This is a genomic window from Mesorhizobium sp. M0621, from assembly GCF_040320745.1.
GTDB lineage: Bacteria > Pseudomonadota > Alphaproteobacteria > Rhizobiales > Rhizobiaceae > Mesorhizobium.
Genome location: NZ_JAMYQF010000003.1, coordinates 114,614 through 132,917, shown reverse-complemented (window position 1 = coordinate 132,917; position 18,304 = coordinate 114,614). Strand labels below are relative to the sequence as shown.

The window sequence follows — 18,304 nt, the reverse complement described above, 5'->3', positions numbered from 1 at the left end:
GATCCAGCGCGTCAATAGCAGGAAAAAGGAAAGAAGGCGTCGTCTCGCCGCAGCGGCGAAGAGGTGCGGCGCCTCGCTTGGAAAGCGGCTCAGGCCGCCTGAAGCATCTTCTCGACTTCGTTGACGAGATCGCGCAGATGGAACGGCTTCGACAGCACCTTGGCGTCTTTCGGAGCCTTGGAATCCGGGTTCAGCGCAACGGCGGCGAAACCGGTGATGAACATGACTTTCAAATCAGGATCGATCTCGGTGGCGCGGCGTGCCAGCTCAATGCCGTCCATCTCCGGCATGACGATGTCGGTCAACAGCAGCGAGAATGGCTCTTCGCGCAGACGCTCATAGGCGCTGGCGCCATTGTCGAAATCGCTGACCTGGTAACCGGCGCGCTCAAGCGCCTTGACGAGGAACCGACGCATATCGTCGTCGTCTTCCGCCAGAAGAATGCGTGCCATGATATCCCGTCCGAATCACCCGCTCGAGATTGCCGTTGGGCAAGCCCGTTAACCATCCTGTATATGAGGAGGTGAGGGTAAACATCAAGTGAACGAGGTGGGCGATGATCCATATTTGCCCGGCGGCGCGCGGCCGCTGAAATGCTGGACACGCGGCCAGCAAGGTGGCACCTTCACATCATGATGCACTGGTGTTTTCGGGTTCGTTCAAATTGAAGACGGCAGCCGAGGATTTTTCGGTCTTTCCACCCTTCGAAATCCGGTCGGGCGCCGAGCAGCGCGTTCCCTTCCTCTTCAACTCACCGCATAGCGGCCGCTACTATCCCGAACGCTTCCTTGCCATGGCAAGGCTGGACCGCAACGCCATCCGTCGGTCGGAAGACTGTTACGTCGATGAGCTGTTCGGCGGCGCCGTAGCGCTCGGCGCACCGATGCTGGCTGCGAATTTTCCGCGCGCCTATCTCGACGTCAACCGCGAGCCGTGGGAGCTCGATCCACGCATGTTCGCCGAGCCGGTGCCGTCTTTCTGCAACATCCGCTCGGCGCGGGTGGCCGGCGGACTTGGCACGGTGCCGAAGCTGGTCGGCGAGGGGCTCGACATCTATCCCGGCCGCTTGCCGCTGGCCGAAGCCGTCGCCCGCATCGAAGCCGTCTACAAGCCCTATCATGAGACGCTGAAGCGGCTTTTGACCAGAACCCATGCGCGCTTCGGCTTCGCCGTGCTGATCGATTGCCATTCGATGCCGGCGAGCATCCGTGTCGGCGACAACGGCCTGCGGCCCGACTTCATCATCGGCGATCGTTTCGGCATCTCGACCACCGCGGCCTTGACCGAGACCGCGATCGGCCTGCTCACCGCCATGGGCTATACGGTCGCCCACAACAAACCCTACGCCGGCGGCTTCATCACCGAACACTACGGCCGCCCGGCGCGTCATCTGCATGCGCTGCAGATCGAGGTCAATCGCGGGCTCTACATGAACGAGCGGACATTCGAGAAGGCAGCCGGCTTCGATGCGCTGGCCGACGATTTGACGCGATTTTCAGCCGACCTGATGTCGATGCCCGACCATCATTTCGTCGACCTGCCACTGGCCGCGGAGTGAAATCCGCCTTGTTTTCATGCGTGTCGTTGCACCAAACCGCTGCGCACCCTCGGGCAGGCCGTGGGCATGCTTTTGGGCGACATGCATTGGAAATCGCGGCGTAAAAAAAGACCGCATCGTTTGCACGATACGGTCGAAGTCTAGGGAGGAAACGCCCAAGGAGGGCATGGACAGGAGAACCTGTCCGAGGCTAAGGTTATTGTGCGCTGCACAAATGTCAAGCGACCTTCAGGCTTTTTTAATTCACTCTGATGTGGAAATTGCGTTTCGACGACGCTTGTGTGACATCCGGGCAACAGATGTCGTCACGGAAAAATCGTTGAATACCCTTGTTTTGGCATAAAATCGGCGGCAGAGCACGGCTCGGGCATGCTGCAATGCGGGAGAATCAGTTGGACATCAGCATCGATTTCATGCGCCGCATCGCCCAGGCGGCGGCGGCGGAGACCTTGCCGCGCTTTCGCAGCCAGGGTGTTGTGGCCAACAAGGAAAAGGGCAGTTTCGACCCGGTCACCGAAGCCGATCGCGAGGCCGAGCGCGCCATCCGCGCGCTGATCTCAGCGCAGTATCCCGACCACGGTATTCTGGGCGAGGAGCATGGCAGCGAGAACATTTCGAGCCGGCATGTCTGGGTGATCGACCCGATCGACGGCACGCGCGCCTTCATTTCCGGCCTTCCGGTGTGGGGGACGCTGGTCGGGTTGACGGTCGACGGCGACGCCGTTGCCGGCATGATGTCTCAACCCTTCACCGGCGAACTGTTCTACGCCAACGCCTCGGGCTCCCACTATGAGGGGCCGGGTGGGCCGCGAAAACTGACAACCCGCAAGACAACGAAGCTGGCCGAGGCGACGCTGTTCACCACCACGCCGGCATTGTTCAAAGGCGAGGCGCGCAATCGCTACGACCAGTTCGAAAAGCAGATCCAGCTCGCCCGCTACGGCGCCGATTGCTATGCCTTTGCCATGATCGCTTCGGGAAGTGTCGACATTGTCGCCGATCCCGGATTGAAGCCCTACGACATCGTGGCGCTGATCCCAATCATCGAGAAGGCCGGCGGCGTCGTCACCACATTCGATGGCGGGCCAGCGGAACAGGGCGGCGATGTGCTGGCAGCGGCGACGCCGGAGCTTCATGCCGCTGCCATGGCCGCCCTGCGCGGCTGACCGCTTCACACTTCTCTCGGAATTGCGTCAGCGCGACCTGAACCAGCGATCGGCGCTTCAGGCCGTCGGATCATCGCTGCCGGGAATGAAGGCGTCGAAAGCGGCGAGTAACTGCTCGCGGTAGATGTCGGCTTCCTGCAGGATTTCGTGACGGGAGCCGTCGATCATCAGCAGCGAACCGAGTCGCAAACGCCTGGCGTAGGCCTCGACGGCCTTGGTCGAGACGACCTGGTCGGCGCCGGCAGCGATGATCAGCATGGGAACCTGAATTCTTGCCATGAAGTCGGGATCGCTGACGGCTTCGGAGGCTTTCGCGGCTGCCCGCAGCCAGCGGATCGTCGGACCCCCAAGCGCCAGTTGCGGATGTTCTTCGTAGAGCCGCGTGTTGCGTTGATAGCGTACCGGGTCAGACGTCAGCTTGTTGGTCTCGAAAGGGGCCGTCACCTTCGGCCGCGGACCCCAGGCGGCATAGAGCCGGCCGAGGCCGAGAACGCAGAACAACGAGCAGACGCGGCGAACCGTCGATATCGAGACCGGCAGATCGGGCAGCGTCAGGAAGGGCGCGATCAGCACCATGCGCCGCACACGGTTCACCATCGACGGTATGGCAAGGAGGGTTATCAATGCGCCCGCCGAATGCGCCAGGATGTAGTACGGCCCACGGCAATCGGGCAGCACGATCTCCTCGAAGAACTGTTCGAGGTCCGCCGTATAGTCGCGGAAGCTCCGGACATAGCCGCGCTGGCGATCACGGATCAGCCGGTCGGAATCGCCCTGGCCGCGCCAGTCGAGGGTAGCGACGCCAAAGCCGCGATCGGCAAGGTTGCGGATGGTTTCGAAATATTTCTCGATGCACTCGTTGCGGCCGGTGAGGAGGACCACGGTGCCCCTCATCGGGCGAGCGACCGCGCCGAACAGGCCGTAGCGGATATTCTTGCGGTCACGCGTGGTGAAGAAGCCACCGGTGACGTTTTCCGGCCGCGGATTGCCCTCAATTTCGTGAAAAAGGGAGTTCTCGGTGAAAAGATCCGTCATTCGGCGCTTCGTGCTCGGCGTCTCGCATGCCCGCCTGCGCTGGCCGGCTCCGCCAAGGTGATAGACGCCCAAGCGCCAAAAGCCAAGGAATTCCCGGTGACGGGAGGCTGCAACGGGGAAGGCCGGAAGCCGCTTGAAAGCGTGCTTCCGGCCTCTGTCGATCCGGGAGGAAGGGACGTTAACACCCGGTCGGCCTCGTTGCGGTGCCTGTTGTACAATCGGCGCCGCCGGTCCTTGATCCTGGAATGCACTTTAGCGCCGGCTGTCTGAACGCGCGCCGAAGCGTCGGTTCATCTGCTGTTCATCAAGGCACCAGCCGCACGGCTTTTGCCTCTGGGTGAAATCTTGAAATGCTTTCGAGCGCTCCCCAAATGTCTGTTGCGGTCGCCAATGTTGGGGCCGCTGGCCCATCCGAAACGCCGCTCAAGGGTTTCGCACCGGCCATACGCAAACCATGTTGCTCAACAGGAGAACACCTCATGCGTCACGTTGATTTTTCCCCGCTCTATCGTTCGACCGTCGGCTTCGACCGTCTGTTCACCATGCTCGATTCGCTTGCGCAGCCGGATGGCGCACAGACCTATCCGCCCTACAACATCGAGCGCACCGGCGAGGATTCCTATCGCATCTCGATGGCGGTTGCCGGCTTCTCGGACGAGGAAATCTCGATCGAAGCCCATCGCAATGTGTTGACCGTGAAAGGTGAGCGCAAGGACGAAGGCACCGGCGAAGGCTCCGAACTGCTTTACCGTGGCATTGCCTCGAGGGCTTTCGAGCGCCGCTTCCAGCTTGCCGACCACGTCGAAGTCGTCGGTGCTTCGCTGAAGAACGGCCTGCTCTTCGTCGACCTCAAGCGCAACATCCCCGAGGAGCTGAAGCCGCGCAAGATCGCCATTACGGCGTCTTCGGCCAAGGCCAAGCAGATCGAGGCCAAGACCGCCAACTAAACCAATAGCCTCCCAAGGCAAAGGCGGCGCTGAAAGGCGCCGCCTTTTTTGTTGTCCGGGATACCGGTTATCAAGCGATCAACTGGCCGAACCGATCGACCTCGTCGGCTGTTGTCGCGAAGCTGGTGACGAAGCGATAGAGCAACTCGTCCTCACCGATGTGGCCGTCAAAGCCATGCGGCTTGTGCCAGTCGTAGAAGGCAGCCCCCGCCGCCTGCAGCTTTTCGGCTTCATCCTTCTTCATCACCGCGAATACCTCATTCGCCTGCGGCAGCCATGCCAGCTTGGCCGTGGCCGAATCCTCGATCGCCGCGGCAAGGCGCGCGGCCATGGCGTTGGCGTGGCGGGCGGTGTCCAGCCACAAGCCGTCCCTGAAATAGGCCTCGAACTGCGCCGCGACGAAGCGCGATTTCGAAAACAGCTGGGCGGCACGCTTGCGCAGGAAGGCCAGTTCCCTGGCGCGGTCGAGGTCGAACAGCACGATCGCCTCGGCGCACCAGCAGCCATTCTTGGTGCCGCCGAAGGAGAGGATGTCGACGCCGCGTTTCCAGGTCATTTCGGCTGGCGTCGTCTCGAGCGCGACCAGCGCGTTGGCGAAGCGGGCGCCATCCATGTGCAGGGGCACCGAATGTCGTTTGGCGATCGCGGAGATCGTCTCGATCTCATTCAGCCCGTAGATGGTGCCGACCTCGGTCGACTGGGTGATCGAAACAGCCATTGGCCGTCCCCAATGGACGATTTCGGGTGCGAAACGGCCGATGGTCCTTTCCAGATTGTGCGGATCGATCTTGCCCAGCGCGCCATCGATCGCATGCAGGCGCGAGCCGCCGGAAAAATATACCGGAGCGCCACATTCGTCCTCGATGACATGCGATTCGCGGTGGGCGAAGGAAATGCCGCCAGGCTTGTTATAGGCGGTCAGCGCCAGCGAGTTGGCGGCAGTGCCGGTGGCGACGAAGAACACCGCGACCTCGCGTTCGAAAATCTCGCTGAAGCGCTGATAGACCACCTGGTCGAGCGCACCGTCGCCATAGGCGGTGGAAAAGCCGCCGGCCGCGGCCGACAGGCCGGCAACGATATTGGGATGGGCGCCTGCCCAATTGTCGGAAGCGAAGAACATGCGTCTGCCTATGTCTTGGGAATCGGGTTTTGGGGAAATCGGGTTTTGGGGAAATCAGCCTGAAGTTGACCGGTTTCGCGCGCTGATCGCAAGAGGCCAGACGTCGGAAAATCGGTAAAGCCAGTCGGCTGGCAAGGCAGCAGCCCGCGACTGAACCTTACGTTTTTCCTCAACTTCACGTAATTTTCTGTCGCGAACGGTCCAAGTTTTTTGTGAATCGGTCTTGTGTGCGTTCGGGAATTCTGTCATAAAAATTTAGGACAGTAGTGCTGTCTTATTTTGTCGCACAAAACGAGCTGGATTGGCGTATCATTTGGGCCTCTCCGGCTGTTGCTGCGAGCGACAGGTGGACGGCCTCAATCTGGCCTGTACGAATACGAACCATGTGGAAAGCCGCCTGGTTCGGCAAGGATTTCGCAAGACGTGCCACAAGGATCAGGGTGAGCCAAGCGCTTGCCGAGGCAAACCAGCGCCCGAAGGGCTGGAATGGAGGACAGGAGATGACGGACATGACGCACTCTGCGACGAACGGCCAGGCCGCGCAGACGAAAGCGGCAACCGTCAAAAACACCTTGCGATCCAATATTGGCCGAACTGCCAACGGCTTTTCCGCCCAAGGCCTCTACGATCCGCGCAACGAGCATGACGCCTGCGGCGTCGGTTTCATCGTCAACATGAAGGGCGTGAAGTCGCATCAGATCGTCAAGGACGGGCTGGCCGTGCTCGAAAACCTGACGCATCGCGGCGCCGTCGGCGCCGATCCGCTGGTCGGCGATGGCGCCGGCGTGCTGGTGCAGCTTCCCGACCGGTTCTTCCGCGAGGAGATGGCGGCCCAGGGCATCGACCTGCCGCCGGCGGGTCAATACGGCGTCGGACACTGGTTCATGCCGCAGGACGCGGGCCTCCGCGCCCATATCGAGGACATCATTGCCGAATCGGCGCAATCCGAGGGGCTTCCGCTCATCGGTTTCCGTGACGTGCCCGTCGACAATTCGTCGCTGTCGAAGGCGCCCGAGATAGTGGCGTCCGAGCCGTTCCATCGGCAGATCTTCATCGGCCGCACGCCAGACATTACCGACGACGAGGAGTACGAGGCCAGGCTCTATCTGCTGCGCAAGGTCATATCGGGCCGCATCTACGCCGAGAACGACAACAAGGACATCGGCGCCTATTGCGTGTCGCTGTCGGCGCGCACCGTCGTCTACAAGGGCATGTTCCTGGCCTATCAGGTCGGTGCCTATTACAAGGACCTGATCGATCCGCGCTTCGAAACCGCGCTGATCCTCGTCCACCAGCGCTTCTCGACCAACACCTTCCCATCGTGGAAGCTGGCGCATCCCTATCGCATGGTCGCCCACAATGGCGAGATCAACACCGTGCGCGGCAACAACAACTGGATGGCGGCGCGGCAGGCGTCGGTCGATTCAGAACTGTTCGGCAACAACATCTCGAAGCTTTGGCCGATCTCCTATGACGGTCAGTCCGACACCGCCTGCTTCGACAATGCGCTCGAGTTCCTATTCCAAGGCGGGTACAGCCTCAGCCACGCCATGATGATGCTGATCCCGGAAGCCTGGGCCGGCAACAAGCTGATGGATGCCGACCGCAAGGCCTTCTACGAATACCATGCGGCACTTATGGAGCCGTGGGACGGACCGGCGGCGGTCGTCTTCACCGATGGCCGCCAGATCGGCGCCACGCTCGACCGCAACGGACTGCGCCCGGCACGCTACATCGTCACCGACGACGACCGCGTCATCATGGCCTCGGAAGCCGGTGTGCTGCCGGTGCCGGAGGAGAAGATCGTCAAGAAGTGGCGTCTGCAACCCGGCCGCATGCTTCTGATCGACCTGGAGAAGGGGCGCATCGTCTCCGACGAGGAGCTCAAGTCGGAGATCGCGGCCAAGCATCCCTACAAGACCTGGCTCGCCAACACACAGCTCATCCTGGAAGATCTGAAGCCGGTCGAGCCGCGCGAACTGCGTAGGGACGTCAGCCTGCTCGATCGCCAGCAGGCGTTCGGCTACAGCCAGGAAGATACCAAGCTGTTGATGTCGCCGATGGCGACGACAGGCCAGGAAGCGGTGGGCTCGATGGGTACCGACACGCCGATCTCGGCGATGTCGGACAAGTCGAAGCTGCTCTACACCTATTTCAAGCAGAATTTCGCCCAGGTCACCAACCCGCCGATCGATCCGATCCGCGAGGAACTGGTGATGAGCCTGGTGTCCTTCATCGGGCCGCGGCCCAACATCTTCGACCTGGTCGGCAATTCGCGCCGCAAGCGGCTCGAGGTGCGCCAGCCGATCCTGACCAATGGCGATCTCGAAAAGATCCGCTCCATCGGCCACACCGAGGACCGCTTCGACACCAAGACGATCGACATCACCTATGGCTCCGCCGAAGGGGCCGCGGGCATGCAGGGCGCCATCGACCGCTTGTGCGAGCGGGCGGAGGCGGCGGTCGCCGGCGGCTACAACATCATCATCCTGTCCGACCGCCAGGTCGGGCCGGACCGCATCGCCATACCGGCGCTTCTGGCGACGGCCGCGGTCCATCATCACCTGATCCGCAAGGGGCTGCGCACCTCGGTCGGCCTCGTCGTCGAATCCGGCGAGCCGCGCGAGGTGCATCATTTCTGCTGCCTTGCCGGCTATGGCGCCGAGGCGATCAACCCGTACCTCGCCTTCGATACGCTGCTCGACATGCACAAGCGTGGCGAGCTGCCGAAGGAAGTGGACGCCTACGAAGTCGTCTCGCGCTACATCAAGTCGATCGGCAAGGGCATTCTCAAGGTGATGTCCAAGATGGGCATCTCGACCTACCAGTCCTACTGCGGCGCGCAGATTTTCGACGCGATCGGGCTGAAGACCGATTTCGTGCAGCAATATTTCACCGGCACCGCCACGCTGATCGAAGGCGTCGGTCTGGACGAGATCGCGACGGAGACGCTCAGCCGGCACAATGACGGTTTCGGCAACGACCCGGTGCTGCGCAACAGCCTCGAGGTCGGCGGCGAATACATGTTCCGCATGCGCGGCGAGGCGCATATGTGGTCGCCCGACGCGGTCGCCACCTTGCAGCACGCCGTGCGCCAGGGATCGTGGGAGACGTTCAAGGACTATTCCGCCCAGATCGACAGCGAGACGGCCCGCGCCCAGACCATTCGTGGCCTGTTCAGGCTCAAGCTGGCGCAGGAGAACGGCCGCAAGAAGGTCGCGCTCGACGACGTCATGCCGGCGGCCGACATCGTCAAGCGCTTCTCGACCGGAGCGATGTCGTTCGGCTCGATCTCGCGCGAGGCGCACACCACGCTGGCGCGCGCCATGAACCAGATTGGCGGCAAGTCGAACACCGGCGAGGGCGGCGAAGAGGCCGATCGCTATCTGCCGCTGCCTGGCGGAGGCAAGAATCCGGAACGCTCGGCGATCAAGCAGATCGCCTCGGGTCGTTTCGGTGTCACAGCCGAATACCTCGTCAATTCCGACATGATGCAGATCAAGGTGGCGCAGGGTGCCAAGCCCGGCGAGGGCGGCCAGCTGCCCGGCCACAAGGTCGACGCCACCATCGCCAAGGTCAGGCATTCGACGCCGGGCGTCGGGCTGATCTCGCCGCCGCCGCATCACGACATCTATTCGATCGAGGATTTGGCGCAGCTGATCTACGATCTGAAGAACGTCAATCCGGCGGCCGACGTGTCGGTCAAGCTGGTCTCGGAAGTCGGCGTCGGCACGGTTGCGGCAGGCGTCGCCAAGGCGCGCGCCGACCACATCACCATCTCCGGCTATGATGGCGGTACCGGCGCCTCGCCGCTGACTTCGCTCAAGCATGCCGGCAGTCCGTGGGAAATGGGCCTTGCCGAGACGCATCAGACGCTGGTGCTGAACGGCTTGCGGTCGCGCGTGGCGCTGCAAGTCGACGGCGGCCTGCGCACCGGCCGCGACGTCATCATCGGCGCGCTGCTCGGCGCCGACGAGTTCGGCTTCTCGACCGCGCCGCTTATCGCGGCCGGCTGCATCATGATGCGCAAGTGCCATCTCAACACCTGTCCGGTCGGCGTCGCGACGCAGGATCCGGTGCTGCGCAAGCGCTTCAAGGGTACGCCCGAGCACGTCATCAACTTCTTCTTCTACGTGGCGGAAGAGGTTCGCGGTCTGCTCGCCGAGATGGGCTACACCCATATCGACCAGATCATCGGTGACACCGACCTTCTGGAAAAGCGCGACCTGATCGTGCATTGGAAGGCACGCGGGCTCGATTTCTCGAAGATGTTCTTCAAACCGGATGCGCCGCATGAGGCAGCGCACTGGACCGAGCGGCAGAAGCACCCGATCGACGACGTGCTCGACCGCAAGCTGATCGAACTGGCCAAGCCCGCGCTCGAAAGCAAGCAGCCGGTCAAGATCGAGGTCGATATCCGCAATGTCGATCGCTCGACCGGCGCCATGCTGTCGGGCGAAGTGGCCAAGCGCTTCAAGCACAAGGGCCTGCGCGAGGACACGATTTCGGTGAAGCTGACCGGCACCGCCGGCCAGTCCTTCGGCGCCTTCCTGGCGCGCGGCATCTCGTTCGAGCTTGTCGGCGCCGGCAACGACTATGTCGGCAAGGGCCTGTCGGGCGGGCGCATCGTCATCCGGCCGCCGGAAGAGGCCAAGATCGTCGCGGCGGACTCCATCATCGTCGGCAACACGGTGCTCTATGGCGCGACCGAGGGCGAGGCCTATTTCGCCGGTGTCGCCGGCGAGCGTTTCGCGGTGCGCAATTCGGGCGTGGCGGCTGTCGTTGAAGGCGTCGGCGACCATGGTTGCGAGTACATGACCGGCGGCATCGTCGTCGTCATTGGCCAGACCGGCCGCAACTTCGCCGCCGGCATGTCGGGCGGCGTCGCCTATGTGCTCGACGAGGCGGGCGATTTCGCCGAGCGTTGCAACATGGCGATGGTCGAGCTGGAGCCGGTTCCGGAAGAAGACGACCTGATGGAAAGGTTGCTGCACCATGGCGGCGACCTCGACCACAAGGGTCGCGTCGACGTGTCCGGCGACATGACCAGCCATGACGAGGAACGGCTCTACCAGCTGATCTCGAACCATGTGCACTACACCGGTTCGGTGCGCGGTCGCGAGATACTCGACGACTGGACGACATTCCGGCCGAAATTCCGCAAGATCATGCCGGTCGAATACCGCCGCGCGCTGATCGAGATGGAACGCATGCGCATGGGCGTGGCGGCGGAATAGATTTGGAATTGCCGGGAGGCCCAGGTTTCCCGGCCCGTCTTCATCGATAGTTTGACCTCGTGCGAAAGGTTGCCATGGCTGCCTCAAGAGGTTAACGGGTGCGGCGAAAACCGCACCATCTGGACAGCAGGAACTGGACTATGGGCAAGGTAACAGGCTTTCTCGAAATCGACCGGCAGGTACACAAGTACCAGCCGGCCTCCGACCGCATCCGGCACTTCCGTGAATTCACGCTGCCGATGTCGGACAAGGAGGTCGAGAAACAGGCGGCGCGCTGCATGGATTGCGGCATTCCGTTCTGCCACGGACCGACGGGCTGCCCGATCCACAACCAGATCCCCGACTGGAACGACCTCGTCTACAATGGCGACTGGGACAACGCGATCCGCAACCTGCATTCGACCAACAATTTCCCGGAGTTCACCGGCCGCATCTGCCCCGCGCCCTGCGAGGAAGCCTGCACGCTGAACCTCGAGGACATTCCCGTCGCCATCAAGACGGTCGAGCAGGCGATCGCCGACAAGGCTTATGAAACCGGCCACATCAGGCCCTATCCGCCGGAGAAGAAGACCGGCAAGCGTGTCGCCGTCATCGGCTCCGGCCCGGCCGGCATGGCGGCTGCCCAGCAGCTCGGCCGCGCCGGCCACGACGTCCATGTCTATGAGCGCGAAAGCCGGCCCGGCGGGCTGATGCGCTACGGCATTCCCGATTTCAAGATCGAGAAGCACTATATCGACCGGCGCATCGAGCAGATGCAGGGCGAGGGCGTCACCTTCCATTGCGGCGTCAATGTCGGTGTCGACAAGCCGGTCGCCGAGCTGCTCGCCGAATATGATGCCGTGCTCTATTGCGGCGGGTCCGAAACGCCGCGCGCGGCCGGCATTCCCGGCGACGATCTGGGCGGCGTGCATGACGCGATGCCGTATCTGGTGCAACAGAACAGGCGGGTCGGCGGCGAGCCGATCCAGTCGGTGGCATGGCCGTCGCATCCGATCATCGCCGGCGGCCAGCATGTGGTCGTCGTCGGCGGCGGCGATACCGCGTCCGACTGCGTCGGCACTGCTTTCCGCCAGGGCGCGGTGCGCGTCACCCAGCTCGATATCCGTCCGCAGCCGCCGGAGAAGGAAGACAAGCTTTCTGTCTGGCCCTACTGGGCGACCAAGATGCGCACCTCGTCCTCGCAGGCCGAAGGCGCGGAGCGTGAATTCCAGGTGGCGACACTCGAATTCATCGGCGAGGAAGGCCAGCTGACCGGCGTCAAGTGCTGCGAGGTCGACGACAAGCGCAAGCCGATCGCCGGCAGCGAATTCGTCATCCGCGCCGATCTCGCCTTCATCGCCATCGGTTTTGCCGGACCGGCGAAGGCCGGTGTGGCAACGGAGCTGGACGGTGAGATGAAGATCGTCACCGACAACCGCCGCTCGAGGAATGTCGAGGCCAATGACCGTGACTATAGGACCAGCGTCGACAGGCTCTATGCGGCCGGCGACGTGCGCCGTGGCCAGTCGCTGGTCGTCTGGGCGATCCGTGAAGGCCGCCAGGCGGCACGCTCGATCGACGAGGCATTGATGGGATCTAGCGTTCTGCCGTGGTGAATAGTGAAAATAGTGAATAGTGAATAGTGAATAGTGAATAGTGAATAGTGAAGATATCCTCCCATTCACCATTCACCATTCACCATTCACCATTCACCATTCACCATTCACCGATTGATCGCGGTCGTGGTGCCGGTCGCGGCTGCAGCCTTCGGCGGCCAGGAGAAATCGTCGGCGCGGCCGGGGGAAGCCGCCGGGGCCTTGCCTTCGACCACGAGCTTTTCACCCGGCAGGTCAGGGTTGGCCTTAGGCGGCGGTGCCGCGCCGAGCAGCTCGGAGCCGCCATCGAGTGCCGGATCGCTGAGCAGCATCGGCGCGGTTCGGTCGATGACGATGGGGGCCGCGGCCGGCGCCGGCGCCTCGACAGGAGCGCCCGCCGGAGCGGAAGCCGTGACCACGCTTCCCGGTGCGGTCAGGCCGAGGATCTTCAACAATGGTTTTTCGGTATAGAAGGCGAGCTTGCGCTTGCCTGCCTTCGAGACGTTGATGCCGTCATCGGCGCGCAGTCGCACCGGCTGGCCGTTGATGTCGGGACCGCTGGTGACGAAGGCACCGTTCTCGTCGACGAAGCCGTCCCAGATATCGACGAATTCGCCGCCGTGGCTATCGGCGGCCTGGTGGTAGATGTCGTTGAAGGCAAGCATGTCGGAGGTCATCTTCGGTACCCGGAACGCCGGCATGCCGACCCACAGGAAAGGCACCTTGGTCGCGGCGATGGCTTTGCCGAACGCGTCGGTGCGACGCTCATATTCCTTGGTCCAGGTCTCGGAACGTGGTTGTTCGCGCACGTCGCCGACTTTCATCTGTTGGCGGTCGTTGGAGCCCAGCATGACGATCACGGCGGCGGGTTTTTCGGTCTCGATCAGCGACTTGATCTGTTCGGGCCAGTTGTAGAAGTCGTCGCGCACGAAGCCGGACGAACCATTGCTGCGAACGACGATCCTGACGCCCGCATTCCCGGCAAAGGCGGTGTCGAGGCCTTCGGCAAGGCCCGCCGCCATGAAGTCACCGACCACAAGGACGGTTCGGGCGTCCGGCGCCTTCTCGACCACCGGGGTTTCCGGTTCCGCGGGTGGGCGCGGCGCCCGGGGTTTTTTCGCCTTTGGCCTGGGCCTTGCCTTCTGGATATCCAGCGGCGGCTCGAACCGCTCGCTGCGGCGCGGAAACAGAAGGTCGCGCAACGACCAGCTGCGGTTTTGCTGCTCCTGCGCCATGGCCGGCGCATGAAAGGCCCCAGCGACGCCGACGGCGAGCACGACGATGGCCAGAATGAGCACCGGCATGCGACGAACAAGCCCTGCGATGCGCGCAGCCGAAGCCAATCGTTTCCTCCATCCCTTGGCAGATTGCTACAGTGTCCTTTGCGCGCCCGAAAGGCCGCGCGGCACCACAGGTGGCTCTATTTCTGCCGGAGCCACTTCAGCACTTCCATGCTCGGATAGCCATCCTGGGCCAGGCCGGCGCTGGCCTGGAAGGCCATGATGGCTGACTTCGAGCCGTCGCCGATCTTGCCGTCGAACTTGCCGTCGTAAAGGCCATGCTGGGAAAGCCGCTTCTGCAGCTCCTGCCTTTCCTCGAAAGTGAGCTTGGTGAAAGGCCGCTTCCAGTCCTGCACGAGACCGCTGGAGCCGGCGATCTCGTCGGCAAGAAGACCGACGGCAAGCGCATATTTGTCGGCATTGTTGTAGGCTTTGATGACCGAGAAATTCTTGATCATCAGGAAAGCTGGCCCGCTGCGGCCGTCCGGCACCTTCAGCGTCGCCTTGTCGGAGCCGTTCTTGAACGGCTTGCCGTTGGCCCTGACCACGCCGAGAGCCTGCCATTGCGACAGCGTCTTGGAGCCGCCCGGAAGTTTGCCGGCAGGCAAGGCAACCTCGTAGCCCCAGGTCTTGCCGGCCTGCCAGCCATTCTTCTTCAAAAGGTTGGCGGCCGTCGCCAGCGCATCGGGGATAGAATTCCAGATGTCGCGCTTGCCGTTGCCGTCCATGTCGACGGCATAGTGCAGATAGCTGGTCGGGATGAACTGGGTGTGGCCCATGGCGCCGGCCCAGGATCCGCTCAGATGGCTTTCGTCGATATCGCCGGTCTGCAGGATTTTAAGCGCGGCGATCAGCTGGGTGCGGGCGAATTTCGCCCGCTTCGGATCGGCATAGGCCAAGGTCGCCAGCGAGCGCACGACATTGCGCATGATGTCGTCGCGCTTGAGGATTTCGCCATAGTTCGATTCCATCGACCAGATGGCCAGCAGGATGTAGCGGTCGACGCCGAACCTTGACTCGATCCTGTCCAGCCACGGCTTCCATTTCCTGGCCATCTGCTGGCCGACGGCTACCGATTGGTCGTGGACGCGGTTGTCGAAATAGTCCCAGGCAGGGGCCGTGAATTCAGGCTGCGTGCGCGCCTTTTCCAGCACCACCGGGTCAATATCCCTGATGTCCCTGAAGGCTTGGTCGTAGAGAGCACCGGAAACGCCGCTCTGCACGGCGGTGGCGCGGAAGCCGGCAACCCACTGCCGGAAGCCGGCATCCGCGAAAGCGGGGCCGGGCATCAGCAGGGCGAGCGAGAGGCTGGCTGCCGCCATGACGCTGGTAAAACGTTTTGCGGCATTGCGAACGGACATCTTTTCCTCCTTCTCTGTCTCAGGAAAGACCATTCATCGCCGAACCAGGTTAGGAATTAGTTTACCATAGGTGCCGCCGGGAAGGAAAAGACGCCTCGAAGCTTTACTGGTAACGTTCCCCCCTATCACCCAGTAATCCTCAATTCCGGCGTGAAAATGTCTTGAAACGGGGATTGCGGAGCTGGCCATCAAGCGGATAATTGACAGCATGAAGAGAGTTCGCAAGGCAGTGTTCCCGGTCGCCGGTCTCGGCACACGGTTTCTCCCGGCCACCAAGGCTGTCCCCAAGGAAATGCTGACCGTCGTCGACCGACCAGTCATCCAGTATGTGGTGGATGAAGCGCGCGAGGCCGGCATCGAGCATTTTATCTTCGTAACCGGCCGCAACAAGGCGGTCATCGAGGATCATTTCGACATCCAGTTCGAGCTCTATGACACGCTGGCCCAGCGCGGCAAGGACGATCAGCTCGCCCGCTTGCAACGGCTGCAGCCGGCACCGGGGCAGACCAGCTTCACACGCCAGCAGGTGCCGATGGGGCTCGGCCACGCCGTCTGGTGCGCCCGCGAGCTCGTCGGCGACGAGCCCTTCGCGCTTTTGTTGCCCGACATGATCATGCAGTCGGAGAAGAGCTGCATGAAGGCAATGGTCGAGCTCTACGAGGAAACCGGCAACAACATCATCGCCGTGCAGGAATGCGATCCCGCCGAAGCCCACAAATACGGCATCGTCGGCCGTGGCGAGGACACGCATCACGGCTTCCGCATCACCGAGATGGTGGAAAAGCCGAAAACCGGCACCGCGCCGTCCAATCTCTACATCAACGGCCGCTACATCCTGCAGCCCGAGATCTTCAAGATACTCGAAGGCCAGGAAAAGGGTGCCGGCAACGAGATCCAGCTCACCGACGCGATGCTGAAGCTGGAAAAGCAGCAAGCCTTCTATGGCTATCACTATCAAGGCCGCACGTTCGATTGTGGATCGCCGGAAGGCTTTGTCGAGGCCAATGTCGCCTTCGCGCTGTGGCGCAGCGACATGAACGGGAACATGGCCGGCGTGATTCGCACGCTTCTCGATGAGATAAGACCGTCGGAGAGGCGCGGCGCCGCCTAGGGCAGTCGAACTGGCGACGTATCGCTTTGCCAGACTGCGCCTGGCGAGCTTTCTTATCTCTGCACTTTTACACCGAGGAAGATGCTGTTGGCGGTGTAGTCGCGGCCCGGCAAATTGCTGGTCAGCTTCTCGGTCCTCACTCTGGTGGTGAGGCCGGCGTAGCGGTTCAGCCACCAGGTCAGGCCCGCCTCGGCGCTCCAGATCCTGTCGTGGCCATCGATGCCGACATAGTCACGCCAGTCGAGGCCCAGAGCCGCATTGCCGGTGAGGTTGGCGCGAATCTGGCGTTCGCCCGTCAGGCGGCCGGAATAGAGGATGTCGCCGCTTTCGCCTGATGTGGTCGTGGGCTCGACAGTGGTCTTACCGGTCAGGCCGATGATGGTGCCGCGCTCCGGCGACCATTTGAGGTCGGCATTCACGGTGGCACCCGAAATCGCGTCCAGGTTCTTGTCGTCGATCGCTTCCCTGAGCCAGCCGGCCGAGAACTCACCCGACAGCTTCTCACCCATGTCTAGCTCAAGGCCGGCGCGGGCGCCGAGCCGGGTTGACGAGCGCTCGAAACCTTCATTGTCGATGCGTTGATCATAGGCCCGGCGACCGACCTCGATTTCGGTGAAAGGGGTGAGGGCGGGGGAGATCTCGTAGCCGGTGCGCAAGGTCGCGGTGTAGAGCGTGGAGTCTTGATCCTTCTGCGACAGCGAGGTGCCGTTCGAAAGCTTGGCGTCGCCATAGAAGTCATGCGAGACCGCACCGGTCAACGTGTACTGCATCTTGCCGACGTCCTTTTCGACGGCGAGGCTGCCGTTGACGGTCTGCCGCAGCGGCTGCTTGCTGACGCCTGCAATGGCGTCCGGTGATGACGCTGATTCCGGCACGGCTTCGTAGCCGAGCTTGGCGATGGCGCGCAGTTCATTGTCGAGGTCGACATTGAGCTGGCCTTCGATGCGCCCTTGCTCGTTGTGAACCGGGTAACCAGACACGGTTTCGCGGAACAGGCCATAGCCGTCGATCGTGGCGGAGTTCTCGCGCCAGTCGGAGGCGGCGGAAAAGCGCAGCGCCGTCTCGGACAGTAGTGCCGACTTGCCGGCATTGCTGGAATCGCCGTTCGACGTGGCGGTCAGGCCCTGTTCGATCGTCGGCCGGATGACGAAGGATCCCCATTTGACGCCGGTGGCGGCAAACGGATCATCTTCCGGCTTCTTTTTCTGACCTTCGATGGCGTCCGTGCGCTCTGCGCCTGGGTCGAGCTTCTGCTTGTCGGCGCTGTCGATGGTGAGGGCGCGGCGGTTGGCCGTCTCCTCATCTGTGTCTGCATCATCGGTGGCGTTCGTTGTGGAGGCGGTCGTTGAAGCGGTGGTGTCGGTGTCTGCTGCCGTCGACTTCTTCTTCTTTTTCGACTTGTCCGCAGCCTTGTCCTTCGCCTGGTCAGCCGCATTCTGCCCGGCGGTCGATGGGCGGCGGCGAGGCTTGGGCAGCGCCGGAGTGTCGGCGGAGTTGTCGTCGTCGGCTGCCGGCGGGTCAAAAACGCTGCCGGTCGCGGTTGCGTCGCCGGTGTCCACGTCATCAGGCACGGCGCCGGCGCTGGCCGGCAGATAGGTACGGGCCGGTGCATTGTCCTGCGTCGCATTGGTCGGCACCTGACCCTGTGCTGCCAAAGCAAGTTGTCTCGCCTTGCGCTGCTGGTCGGACAGGATCGCCGATTCCGAAACTTCGCCGCGCAGTTCCGTTTCCTGCGCATGCAGGGTCGTTGGGCGCAGCAGGGCAAACATGCTGGTCGCCAGCAGCAAAGCGCAGACCGCCTTGCCCTTTCGTCCACTCGATTTTTCTGGCTGGACCCCGGACATCGCCACCACTGCTTGCGCGACGCACGCGCGCCATACTTACCGAACCGTAAATGGGGATGGTTAACGGAGGG

The 18,304-nt window shown here is 62.6% G+C and carries 12 protein-coding genes; 6 read left to right on the top strand and 6 right to left on the bottom strand.

The window, feature by feature from the left end:
- Positions 1-89: 89 nt before the first annotated feature.
- Entirely contained in the window at positions 90-452 is a 363-nt protein-coding gene (gene cpdR, locus NKI38_RS03350; protein WP_006199474.1) for a cell cycle two-component system response regulator CpdR, read from the bottom strand.
- Between the two features lie 164 nt (positions 453-616).
- Here cpdR and NKI38_RS03345 point away from each other — a divergent pair, with 164 nt between their 5' ends.
- Positions 617-1,558 (top strand): N-formylglutamate amidohydrolase, encoded by a 942-nt coding sequence (locus NKI38_RS03345; protein WP_352654758.1) that lies wholly within the window; start codon positions 617-619, stop codon positions 1,556-1,558.
- A 392-nt stretch (positions 1,559-1,950) separates the two neighbouring features.
- Positions 1,951-2,724: a histidinol-phosphatase gene (hisN, locus tag NKI38_RS03340; protein ID WP_352654757.1), complete on the top strand. Its 774-nt coding sequence runs from the start codon at positions 1,951-1,953 to the stop codon at positions 2,722-2,724.
- 57 nt (positions 2,725-2,781) lie between these two features.
- On the opposite strand, the gene NKI38_RS03335 is transcribed toward hisN, so the two are convergent.
- Positions 2,782-3,759 carry an alpha/beta fold hydrolase gene (locus NKI38_RS03335; protein ID WP_352654755.1) on the bottom strand — a complete coding sequence of 326 codons (978 nt, stop codon included), beginning with the start codon at positions 3,757-3,759 and terminating at the stop codon, positions 2,782-2,784.
- Positions 3,760-4,238: 479 nt separating this feature from the next.
- Here NKI38_RS03335 and NKI38_RS03330 point away from each other — a divergent pair, with 479 nt between their 5' ends.
- Positions 4,239-4,706, top strand: coding sequence for an Hsp20 family protein (locus NKI38_RS03330; protein ID WP_109659260.1), 468 nt, complete (start codon positions 4,239-4,241; stop codon positions 4,704-4,706).
- Positions 4,707-4,776: 70 nt separating this feature from the next.
- Here NKI38_RS03330 and NKI38_RS03325 read toward each other — a convergent pair whose 3' ends face one another.
- Positions 4,777-5,826, bottom strand: coding sequence for a threonine aldolase family protein (locus NKI38_RS03325; RefSeq protein ID WP_352654753.1), 1,050 nt, complete (start codon positions 5,824-5,826; stop codon positions 4,777-4,779).
- 500 nt (positions 5,827-6,326) lie between these two features.
- Between NKI38_RS03325 and gltB the strand changes: the two genes are divergently transcribed.
- Complete coding sequence (gltB, locus tag NKI38_RS03320) at positions 6,327-11,063, top strand: glutamate synthase large subunit (RefSeq protein ID WP_352654947.1); 4,737 nt, start codon at positions 6,327-6,329, stop codon at positions 11,061-11,063.
- Between the two features lie 140 nt (positions 11,064-11,203).
- Positions 11,204-12,658, top strand: coding sequence for a glutamate synthase subunit beta (locus NKI38_RS03315; RefSeq protein ID WP_352654751.1), 1,455 nt, complete (start codon positions 11,204-11,206; stop codon positions 12,656-12,658).
- A gap of 107 nt (positions 12,659-12,765) precedes the next feature.
- Here NKI38_RS03315 and NKI38_RS03310 read toward each other — a convergent pair whose 3' ends face one another.
- Both NKI38_RS03310 and NKI38_RS03305 read right to left on the bottom strand, forming a co-directional pair.
- Positions 12,766-13,980, bottom strand: coding sequence for an SGNH/GDSL hydrolase family protein (locus NKI38_RS03310; protein WP_352654749.1), 1,215 nt, complete (start codon positions 13,978-13,980; stop codon positions 12,766-12,768).
- Between the two features lie 77 nt (positions 13,981-14,057).
- Positions 14,058-15,278 (bottom strand): lytic murein transglycosylase, encoded by a 1,221-nt coding sequence (locus tag NKI38_RS03305; protein ID WP_352654747.1) that lies wholly within the window; start codon positions 15,276-15,278, stop codon positions 14,058-14,060.
- 208 nt (positions 15,279-15,486) lie between these two features.
- Here NKI38_RS03305 and galU point away from each other — a divergent pair, with 208 nt between their 5' ends.
- Entirely contained in the window at positions 15,487-16,389 is a 903-nt protein-coding gene (galU, locus tag NKI38_RS03300; protein ID WP_502899241.1) for a UTP--glucose-1-phosphate uridylyltransferase GalU, read from the top strand.
- A gap of 53 nt (positions 16,390-16,442) precedes the next feature.
- On the opposite strand, the gene NKI38_RS03295 is transcribed toward galU, so the two are convergent.
- The gene (locus NKI38_RS03295; RefSeq protein WP_352654745.1) at positions 16,443-18,233 is read right to left on the bottom strand and encodes an outer membrane beta-barrel protein; all 1,791 of its coding nucleotides are present in this window, start codon (positions 18,231-18,233) and stop codon (positions 16,443-16,445) included.
- Positions 18,234-18,304: the final 71 nt, after the last annotated feature.

Coding starts and splice junctions, on each gene's coding strand:
- cpdR (WP_006199474.1), bottom strand. CDS start 452: ATGGCACGCATTCTTCTGGCGGAAGACGACGACGATATGCGTCGGTTC.
- NKI38_RS03335 (WP_352654755.1), bottom strand. CDS start 3,759: ATGACGGATCTTTTCACCGAGAACTCCCTTTTTCACGAAATTGAGGGC.
- NKI38_RS03330 (WP_109659260.1), top strand. CDS start 4,239: ATGCGTCACGTTGATTTTTCCCCGCTCTATCGTTCGACCGTCGGCTTC.
- NKI38_RS03325 (WP_352654753.1), bottom strand. CDS start 5,826: ATGTTCTTCGCTTCCGACAATTGGGCAGGCGCCCATCCCAATATCGTT.
- gltB (WP_352654947.1), top strand. CDS start 6,327: ATGACGGACATGACGCACTCTGCGACGAACGGCCAGGCCGCGCAGACG.
- NKI38_RS03315 (WP_352654751.1), top strand. CDS start 11,204: ATGGGCAAGGTAACAGGCTTTCTCGAAATCGACCGGCAGGTACACAAG.
- NKI38_RS03305 (WP_352654747.1), bottom strand. CDS start 15,278: ATGTCCGTTCGCAATGCCGCAAAACGTTTTACCAGCGTCATGGCGGCA.
- galU (WP_502899241.1), top strand. CDS start 15,487: ATGAAGAGAGTTCGCAAGGCAGTGTTCCCGGTCGCCGGTCTCGGCACA.
- NKI38_RS03295 (WP_352654745.1), bottom strand. CDS start 18,233: ATGTCCGGGGTCCAGCCAGAAAAATCGAGTGGACGAAAGGGCAAGGCG.